The following is an 8,867-nucleotide window of genomic DNA, read 5'->3' on the forward strand; positions in this document are numbered from 1 at the left end:
AAGATAGACCCAAGTTTTGCCCTTGGACATAATAATCTGGGCATGACTTGGAAGGCTTTGGGTCAGATGGAAAATGCGATCGCATCCTATCAGCAAGCGATTCAACTTAACCCAGAGTATGGAGAGGCTTATCAAAACTTGGGAGTGGTTTGGCTTAAATTGGGCAAGGTTGATCAGAGTTTATCGGTATTTAAAAAAGCGATCGCACTTCACGAAACCCATAACCCAGCTGAAGCTCAGCGTCTTCGTCAGGGACTTTACGCTATGGGATTTCAGGTTTAATCTTATTAATTATAAGATTAGTTATAAATTAGTTTCAGGGCTTTACTCGTTTCAAGCTTTACCTTAACATACTAGGTAATTAAGACCCATCAATTGTTAATTTAAGTTTTCATAAATCCCTTACAAACACACTAGATAAACTTTCAATATATGGTATTTTGGGGTTTGTGTCTTCAGCCAATCATAAGCATATGCTGAATGCTTACCTTTAGCTAATTATCTGACATTTTCAGCCAACCAAAAATCCGATATACTGTTAACTCTAGGTTAATATCCTCTAATACAGAAGGGTGATTGTTACCTAGTAACAATTCTGGTTGTTGACCCGGTCTAAACACTAAAATCGACCTATCGGCAGGATCAATTAACCAACCTAGCTTACAACCATGTTGTAAGCAATAGAGAATATTGCCAATTAATTGGTCAAAGTTACCATATCACCACACCAGCGCTATTAAATCTACCTTAAGGAAGAGATACGCCCCAGCTACGGCAAATAAGATGCTCTGTGCCCTCCGGCGGGTACTAAAAGAGGCGGTTAGGTTAGACTTGATTGACCTAATTGATTACTCTAAAGCTGTGGATTTAGTAACTATTGCTAATCATCGTCAACTTCGGGGTAGGACATTAAGTAAAGATGAGATTATTGACACTCCCCGCCCGCTTATGGACGGGGATTCTTGCTTCTACGAGGTGACTTGTTTAACCAGGCCGGAGCCAGAAAAAATAGAGGTCTCATCTCCACAAGCGTACTTGGTCTATGACCCAGGTTTCGGTGTGCCCCACCGTACCTAATCTAGTTAACAAGTTAGATAAACTTTTTATTGATATTATGTTTTCGTAGATATCCAAATCGTTAGATTTGATTATGCAATAAGCTAGTCTCTTAGCTTATTTTTTACATCATCTACTTATTTTACTATCATGTTTATCTAGCTCATTACATTGTTTTTATCTTAACACGATGCGATCAAACCGTCAAGTCTTAATTTCAAAAAAAGCCGTCCTATAAGGACGGGGCTTTAAACCCAAATTTTTTGGTAATTAATTTATTAGCTGTGTGCTTGGGAGATACCAGTCCTAGTGGGGCTAGAGATGCTGCTTTAATTGGTATCCTGCGGGGTGCTGGTTTACGGCGGGCTGAAGTGACTCATTTAGAGTTAAGGAATTTTGACCCAGGCACAGGAAAATTGGAGGTGTACCGGGGCAAAGGGAGCAAGGATAGGCGGGGGGAGGAGGTGAAACGCAGGGCGGTGCAGAAGTTGGGGTTTTAGATTAGCACTGCTGGTGTTTCTTCAAGGGCTGGATGGGCAGATCGCGCAAAAAGCCAAACCTCAATCACCTTTGCTCTGTTGCCAATCTTCTAACGCACGAATCACGAAGCTAGCTGCAGGATGATCTAGTAATGAGTCTAGTGCTGATGTTCCTCCGGCTTTGAGGGCACTGAGAACTCTTGAGGTGAGTTTTGGGTGACTGTCAATTTGTTCAATCGCTTCAGTGGCGATCATCATTTTACCTTTAGTAGTACCGGTAGAATAGGTCTTTTCCAGTTGTTCTAGTAGGGCTTGAATTTCTGCTGCTGCGTCGGCTAGGGATTGGTTTTTCCCTGCAGCGTAGTAATTGCCTTGGATATAGTCACCTTTGATATTTTCGTTGTAATTTCCGCCACCGGTGTTAATGTTGCGATCGCCACTCATACTAACTTCTCCTTAATTAATTTCAGTTTAATCTCCTGCTACTCACAGGATGACAAGAAGGTTAAAACTTTGAAATAAGCTGGTTTTGAGCACATAGACCTAGATAATAAAATGAGATATTGTGATTATTATTATAAAAATAAAAGCTTAATTGATAGCATTAGTAAGACTTAACTAAATTAAAAAGATAGCTCTCAACCCACGTTGATAATTGAGCGGAAGCTCCCCTTTCCTTAAGGAACAATTCTAGCTCTACAGTCGGCCACACTAGCTGCTATGAATCTTTCCAATTGTCCCAAAGACTTGTTCAGAAGAACTGCAACTTCTGCACGAGTAGCATCTCTATTGCCTCTATAAGTGCGATCATGATATCCAGCTTCTGATCCATATTTCTCTACAAGCTCACGTAAATCTTCGTAATACCAATCACCAGGAGAGACATCCCGCAAGGAACCTACAGAAGGAGTTTGTGCTATTGGGTAGCTACTTGATGAAGCAATTATTTGATTGTCATTAAGATTATACAAACTTTGCTGATTCAATTCAGAAATTCTCTGTACACGACTGGCCACAATGGGCTCAAATCCCGCCAAGAATCTAGCCACAAAAACTGCCATTTCTCCTCTTATTACACTTCTTGCTCCCTCAAATTTACCTCCAAAAGCTAAGTAATCATTACCGGTTAACCAGCCAATGCTCTCATAAGACTTGTAATACCAATTATCTTTTTTTACATCATCAGGCAAAGTAAACGAACGCAAAGAAGGCTCAGTGGAGGTGCATACCTGATTGTTCTGAGCCAATTGGTTGATTTCTTCTTCGGTCATTTGTTTTGTTAATTCGATTTGTTCTTGAATAGTTGCCTCCAATCCTTTAAAAATTACCGTCAATGCTTTGGCTTCTAAATCAACCAATTCAGCTCTAGTCATTGCTCTGTTAGGGCGAAATGTACCATCCTCGTAGGGATAAATAATTCCGTAAGTTTCAACTAAATTGCGAAGATCTGAGTAATATGAATCACCAGGAGAGACATCCCGTAACTGATTTACATTGGTGGCTGGGGAAGTTTGATATAGTGGATGAATTTCTGGTAGAGCAACAGCGACTTCATTGATGGAATCAGGAGGTTGAATAACTTGGGGACGGGTGGCTAAAAAGTAAACTAGTGAGGTTAGAGGAGCTATGACGATTAGAAAATTTCCGATTACCTGACGATATTTCTTAAGAAAGTTAGCTGCAAGGGAAAGTCGGGAAAAATTAGCCCTAATCTGTTCAGGAATTGGTAAATTAACCCCGGCTACTTTGATTCGATTATTTTCATCCAGCACAGCAGTGAGGAGCTTGGCTGCTCCCTTGGCATCTCCCTGTGCAAAGTCCCTCATACCACGTGCGTAAACCAATAGGGATTTATACTCAGATAATTCTTCGGCGAAGGTTTCTATAACAGAGGTAAGACGTATCCATTCTGGTAGCTCCTCCGCACCTAAATTAGCAAGGGTAGAAGCTAGTTCACGAGCTGCTTGTCGAGGGTCAAGATAGGTTAAGGCTGTCCATCTTTGAGCTTTAGCAAAGTCACTAATATCAATATCTGGACTATTAAGTTGCGATTGAACGTAGGTGAGTAGAAAGTTAGAAACTTCCTGAATACGATGTTTACCAAAACGGGAATCCTGCTTACATCGACTCAATAGTTCTTGGCGCGTCGATTCATCCATTTCGTAGATTTCATACCCCACCTCGTCACACAAACAAGAAAACAATAAATCTGTTACCGCAACCCAGGGAACATGGAGATCTACACCGTTGAGATCCCACTGAAAATCTGCCCACAAGCGATATAACAAATTGGGGGTAAGGGCAAGGGGAACTGCTGCATGATAAGCCAATTGAAGATGTGCCTCGCCGTACCGATGGCGAAAATAAGTGATACGCTCTGTCGCTTTATTAGAGCTAGTTTCTAAGAAATTTACTTGGGACTGAACCATCAGAACTAACCTGAATTATCAATAGAATGGGAACGTCCGCGTAAGACATCAATTGCTTGATCTAACCCCTGGCGACTGACCTCAAACATGGGTACGAGACGGGCAATTTCTTGAGCAGTAGTTTCTAACCAGCGACCTTGGGGCATGGGATTGAGCCAAGCAATCTGACGGACTCTCAATCTAGCTTGGTCAAGGAAGTTTTTTGTTAGTCGAAGGCGTTCTGGGTTAAAACCTCCACGGGCTGCCCCAGCATCACTAACAATTAATACCGTTGCCCGCGTATGATGAAGGCGAGCGAAAACACTAGAAATAAGCTCACCCTTCAGAAGATCTGGATCTTGATATATGTATTGAATGGGGCAGTTATGGAAGTAATAAATACCTGCGTTTCCTAAGCGACCCTCACGAGCAGCAGTTTCAGCTAGTCTTTGGGATAGTGAGTGAAAGGTAATCATAGACCCCTCTCTATCTATCAAGAGTAAAAGTTCAGTTCGATTTACATAACGGGGAACCAGCACAGGGTTCAATAGGCTTCCTTGACGTGCAGCTTGCTCCACAGTGGCTTCAAGATCTAGTTCTACTGGTGGCCCTTCCCTGACTGAATGACGAAGATACCTCCAGCTCTGCTTCATTTGTCTACGAGTAATGGGCAAAAATTCGGTGTTGGAGGAGAATCTATCCTTTAACAAGACCTGAGCCACTTGGACTTCATCTTCCATTTCACGGACGAACTCCGAAGCTGCATTAGGTTGTAAGTATCCATCTGCTAATTGAGATAAAGAATTATCATCCCTTGTCAATTTTTTATCCCTTCCTCTAAGAATTAACAGACATCCAGAAGCCAAGATTCCTGTGAGCAAAACACCCCATAAATAAGTAAGGTCAAGTTCTGTTGATACTATATCAACAGGAATTGGTTGATTTTCTGGTGGAGGGGGGTCAAGAGGAACTTCTGGATCACTTACCGGGGGCGATGAAGATGGTGGCGGGTCTGGTGTAACAATGACTTGATCGGGAGGTTCTACAACTGGGTATCGCGGTCTAGAAAAGCTCCACCAGATAGTTACTGAGCCAAGAACAAATATTACTCCGACAATAATGTAGCGAATTATCTCTGAGTTCTGACGCTGAGTTTCATTATTGTCTTCTACATTCTCAGATACTTGCGAAGGAGACGGTTCACGGGCCCTTTCTTGATCTACTAATTTTTCAAAATAATAATTAAAAATGTGTAACTCATCAGGGGACTTGACCCATAGAACCCGACACAACCGAGCCAGCGCTTCATGGTCAGCAGTACCTATACCCTGTTGCAAAGCCTTTAGCACTAGTCTATATTCGCCAATACCAATAGGCAGACCTACTGCCCGTAACTGGATAAAGAGATCTAAGAGTGGAAAATTATCCATCACTCTGATTCCTCTTCTGATAGCGAATTTGCTCTTCCCTGCTTTTTAAGAGCGCGCCCAAATAAGGAAGTTCACCTTCCAACTTAGCTAAAGCTATATCTTGAGGTTCAGGATGCAGAGCTCTAAACCAGTCAATTAATTCGCTCGTACTTACAACTTTGCCACGACCACCTTCATGCTTTTGCATTTCTTGGCGCAATTGCTGAAAATTATCTACAGCTTTTTCCACTAAGACTTCTTGTGCAGTGGGAAAATGAGCTTTAATTATCTCAATAAGTCGCCCTCGATGAGGAAATTCAAGATAGTGAAACAAACAGCGACGTAAAAAAGCGTTTGGCAAATCTTTCTCGTCATTACTGGTAATGAGAACAATAGGTGGATGTTTAGCCCGAATTTCGTCCCCAGTCTCTTCAATGATGAATCTTCTCTCATCAAGCTCTAGCAACAAATCATTAGGAAAATCGATGTCAGCTTTATCAATTTCGTCAATCAGCACTACAGTACGGTGATCTTTGACGAAGGCTCGTCCTATGGGACCTAATCGAACATAGCTAATAGGTCTTTTAATTCGCTCTAGTTCTTTTGGTAAGATTTGTCCCGTTGCTGCAAGCTGTGCATCTCGTAAGCGTCCAACAGTATCATAGGTATACAAACCATCCCGTGCTCGGCTTGTAGACTTAACATACCAAGCTTCAAATGGTAAATTGAGAGCATAGGCTACAGAGTAGGCTAATTGGGTTTTGCCACAACCTGGTTCTCCCTTAAGCAGTAGGGGACGTTCGAGTCGGATAGCTAAATTAACTGCTTCGGTCAAGTCATCACTGGGTAGGTAGGGCAATATCGGTCTACCTGATGAATCCAACACTCCAGGTTTAGGTTGCGTATCACCAGTGTATTTCGGAGCATCATTTTCTCTCACAATTTCATCCATTTTTCTGACTCTTCATACCAATCAAAACCACTGCGGGCACAGATTTGTGCTAGTACATACTCTGGAATACCCTGTTCACTGTTCTCTAAGATATCCCTAACTACACCATCAACCTCATGAGTCAGTTCAATTGGCAGCTCATTAAACTCATTCACAATCCAATCAGCTAACTCTTCATCGGAAAATTCACTAATTTTAGGTGTTTTTACAGGTTCTCCCAGTTTTCTTGGGTCCACTTTATCAGAGAAAAGATTGTCTAAATTAGCGACCGAACCTTCATAATCTACCAAAAACATCAGTAGTTGAGAATTTCCTGTGTGAGCTCCAGCCTCCCTAACCCTATCAGCCAAGGGGCGCCAGAATTCACGGACTAGCTTATGTAAATAGCTTTCCGGTATAAGGTTTACATCATGAAAGACCAAGAGGACATTCTGAGTTTTCCAGCACTGATAGACTCTTTCCACAATTTCTGACGGTATAGGCTTGTTCGTTCGTAAGCCAACTCTATTACTAAGTTCGCGCCAAAGCGAGTTAATATCATTCCTCCGTACTTTACGCCCAAAGTCAATTTTTACTACTTTGCCTGCGATGCTGTTGGGAACATACTGTTCTACTAAGCGATTGAGCAACCAACGCTGTCCATAATCGGGAGAACCGTGAATTAAGAAAGCTGACACTGACTGAGCTTGAACTAATCTAAGAAATGCACGGACTTGATTTTTGTAGCCTAGTTTCAACAAAACCTGATAAAGTTGCTCTCGGTTTAATTGCTTCCAAATCCTCTCAAGCGAGTCTATAGAAATTGCCACTCCTTTTGTGCCCTCATCTTCTTGGTAACTAACTACCCCTAAAACGTACCCACTGTTTTCATCAATTACTGGTGAACCTCTGAAACTAGATTCTAAAGTATTGCCCTCAGTCAAGTTTAGCTCCCAAGCTTTAATTCGCTCACCCGAGTGCTTAAACTTTAGCCCCACCTGTTCGCCTAGGATACCCTGTAGGGGTTTGATCCAATGCCCCTTACCATTGTCAAACGATTTAAACCCAACTGCACTAAAAGGACAGCCTTTTTCACCAGATGCCTGTAATTCTAGTGGTGGTTTGCCGTACAACTCATCAACTTTTAGAACAGCTAAGTCGAGGTCTTTGTTCTCTCCAGAAACCACTTGGACAGCAGCAATGCCATCAACCATTATTTGATCTGCTCCACCAACACCCCTAACCACATGGGCACAGGTTAAAACATAAGAAGTACTCCCTGAGTGGTTAACGATAAAACCTGAACCAAAACTATTGATGTCAGGATTTGCGCTAGTGATTAAAACAACTGAATCCTGAATATTGTCCCAGTATAAAGCTTTTTTATGTCTGTTTTGCAAAACATTGAAAACATTTCCTTGGATATAATTTCCTTGGATATAGTTACCCTTAATTTTTTCATTATAATTGCCATTGCCCATATTTATTTTGCGGGCAATAAAGTTTATAATTTTCCTGAAGAATTCAAAGATGCCTAAGTAAATAGCCATAGACCGCATCTAGCTCTTTCTGTATTATAGCACTACGCGCTACTGTTAGGAAAATACTATGATAGTATAATAAATATCAGAATAATTCATTGTAAAGAGTATGCCTGCATCCTATAGTTACGATTTGCGTTCAAAAGCCATCGAAGCCGTTAAACGAGGAAAAAAAATAGAGGTAAGCCGTTTTTTTTTATTAGTATAAATACATTAAACCTCTGGCTAAAAAAAGAAAGATAAACAGGAGACTATCAAGCTAGTCAAGCTGTAGGAGTAGGAACTATCCCCAAAATTGCCGATCTAGAAAAATTTCTAAAATTTGTCGAAAAACATAGTGACAAAACCCAAAAACAGATTGCTTAAATTTTGGAAAATAACGTGACACAACAAAATGTTAGTTATGCCATCAAAAAACTGGGGTTTACGCGCAAAAAAAAACTTATGGTTACCGACATATGAGCAGAAAAGACAAGAATTTATCAAAAAGCTAGAGGAAATAGAAAATACCAGAAAAGTTTATGTAGATGAAACTGGATTCGATAATAGAGAGGATTACCCCTATGGCTATAGTCCTAAAGGACAAAGATTTTATGCTCTAAAGTCGGTAAAAAGAATAGAAATAGTGAGTTGGCTATCTCCATTAAAAGAGAACCAATTATTGGCTCCTTTAACTTTTGAGGGTTCATGTAATAGAAATTTATTTGAAAATTGGTTAATACACTGTTTAATACCGAACTTAGAGTCAGGAGACATTATTATTATTGACAATTCCAGTTTTCATAAAGGATAATATATCAGATAAATTGTTGAAGAAGCCGGATGCTAAATTTGGTATTTACCAGCTTATTCACCAGATTTAAAAACAAGTTAAAATTGGTGGGCTGTTTGAAAAACATGGATGAAACAAAGAATTAAAGAATTTGATACTGTACGAGAATGTGTAGATGCAGCCTTCAAAAAATGTCCTAATGTATGCGCGTAGTGCTATACATGGAAAACGGGGCAAGACTTGGCTGGTTGATTAACCGAAAACAGCGAAA

At 40.7% G+C, this 8,867-nt stretch carries 9 protein-coding genes and 1 pseudogene; 4 read left to right on the top strand and 6 right to left on the bottom strand.

Features of this window, described 5'->3' with window-relative positions; translation table 11 throughout:
* On the top strand, positions 1-282 hold a 282-nt coding region (locus F6K57_RS32160; RefSeq protein WP_293072121.1), incomplete at its 5' end, for a tetratricopeptide repeat protein.
* A 212-nt stretch (positions 283-494) separates the two neighbouring features.
* Here F6K57_RS32160 and F6K57_RS32165 read toward each other — a convergent pair.
* A complete protein-coding gene (locus F6K57_RS32165; RefSeq protein WP_364304972.1) occupies positions 495-698 on the bottom strand; it encodes a Uma2 family endonuclease in 204 nt (67 codons plus the stop codon).
* A gap of 85 nt (positions 699-783) precedes the next feature.
* On the opposite strand from F6K57_RS32165, the gene F6K57_RS32170 reads away from it, so the two are divergent.
* Both F6K57_RS32170 and F6K57_RS32175 read left to right on the top strand, forming a co-directional pair.
* Complete coding sequence (locus F6K57_RS32170) at positions 784-1,077, top strand: hypothetical protein (RefSeq protein WP_293072122.1); 294 nt, start codon at positions 784-786, stop codon at positions 1,075-1,077.
* A 242-nt stretch (positions 1,078-1,319) separates the two neighbouring features.
* Positions 1,320-1,556 carry a hypothetical protein gene (locus F6K57_RS32175; protein ID WP_293072123.1) on the top strand — a complete coding sequence of 79 codons (237 nt, stop codon included), beginning with the start codon at positions 1,320-1,322 and terminating at the stop codon, positions 1,554-1,556.
* 60 nt (positions 1,557-1,616) lie between these two features.
* Here the strand turns inward: F6K57_RS32175 and F6K57_RS32180 are convergent, their stop codons facing one another.
* The 5 genes from F6K57_RS32180 to F6K57_RS32200 form a co-directional block, all read right to left on the bottom strand.
* Positions 1,617-1,979 (bottom strand): hypothetical protein, encoded by a 363-nt coding sequence (locus F6K57_RS32180; RefSeq protein WP_293072124.1) that lies wholly within the window; start codon positions 1,977-1,979, stop codon positions 1,617-1,619.
* Positions 1,980-2,212: 233 nt separating this feature from the next.
* Positions 2,213-3,964: an S-layer homology domain-containing protein gene (locus F6K57_RS32185; protein ID WP_293072125.1), complete on the bottom strand. Its 1,752-nt coding sequence runs from the start codon at positions 3,962-3,964 to the stop codon at positions 2,213-2,215.
* A gap of 5 nt (positions 3,965-3,969) precedes the next feature.
* A complete protein-coding gene (locus F6K57_RS32190) occupies positions 3,970-5,373 on the bottom strand; it encodes a hypothetical protein (protein ID WP_293072126.1) in 1,404 nt (467 codons plus the stop codon).
* Positions 5,366-6,304, bottom strand: a complete 939-nt coding sequence (locus F6K57_RS32195) for a MoxR family ATPase (RefSeq protein ID WP_293072127.1) — start codon at positions 6,302-6,304, stop codon at positions 5,366-5,368. Before F6K57_RS32195 ends, F6K57_RS32190 begins: the two co-directional genes overlap by 8 nt.
* Positions 6,289-7,833, bottom strand: coding sequence for a trypsin-like peptidase domain-containing protein (locus F6K57_RS32200; RefSeq protein WP_293072128.1), 1,545 nt, complete (start codon positions 7,831-7,833; stop codon positions 6,289-6,291). Before F6K57_RS32200 ends, F6K57_RS32195 begins: the two co-directional genes overlap by 16 nt.
* 100 nt (positions 7,834-7,933) lie before the next feature.
* On the opposite strand from F6K57_RS32200, the pseudogene F6K57_RS32205 reads away from it, so the two are divergent.
* Positions 7,934-8,809: pseudogene (locus F6K57_RS32205) on the top strand (IS630 family transposase).
* The last annotated feature ends 58 nt before the right edge of the window (positions 8,810-8,867 follow it).

It is taken from the genome of Moorena sp. SIO4A5 (assembly GCF_010672005.1).
In the GTDB taxonomy this organism is placed as follows: Bacteria; Cyanobacteriota; Cyanobacteriia; order Cyanobacteriales; family Coleofasciculaceae; genus Moorena.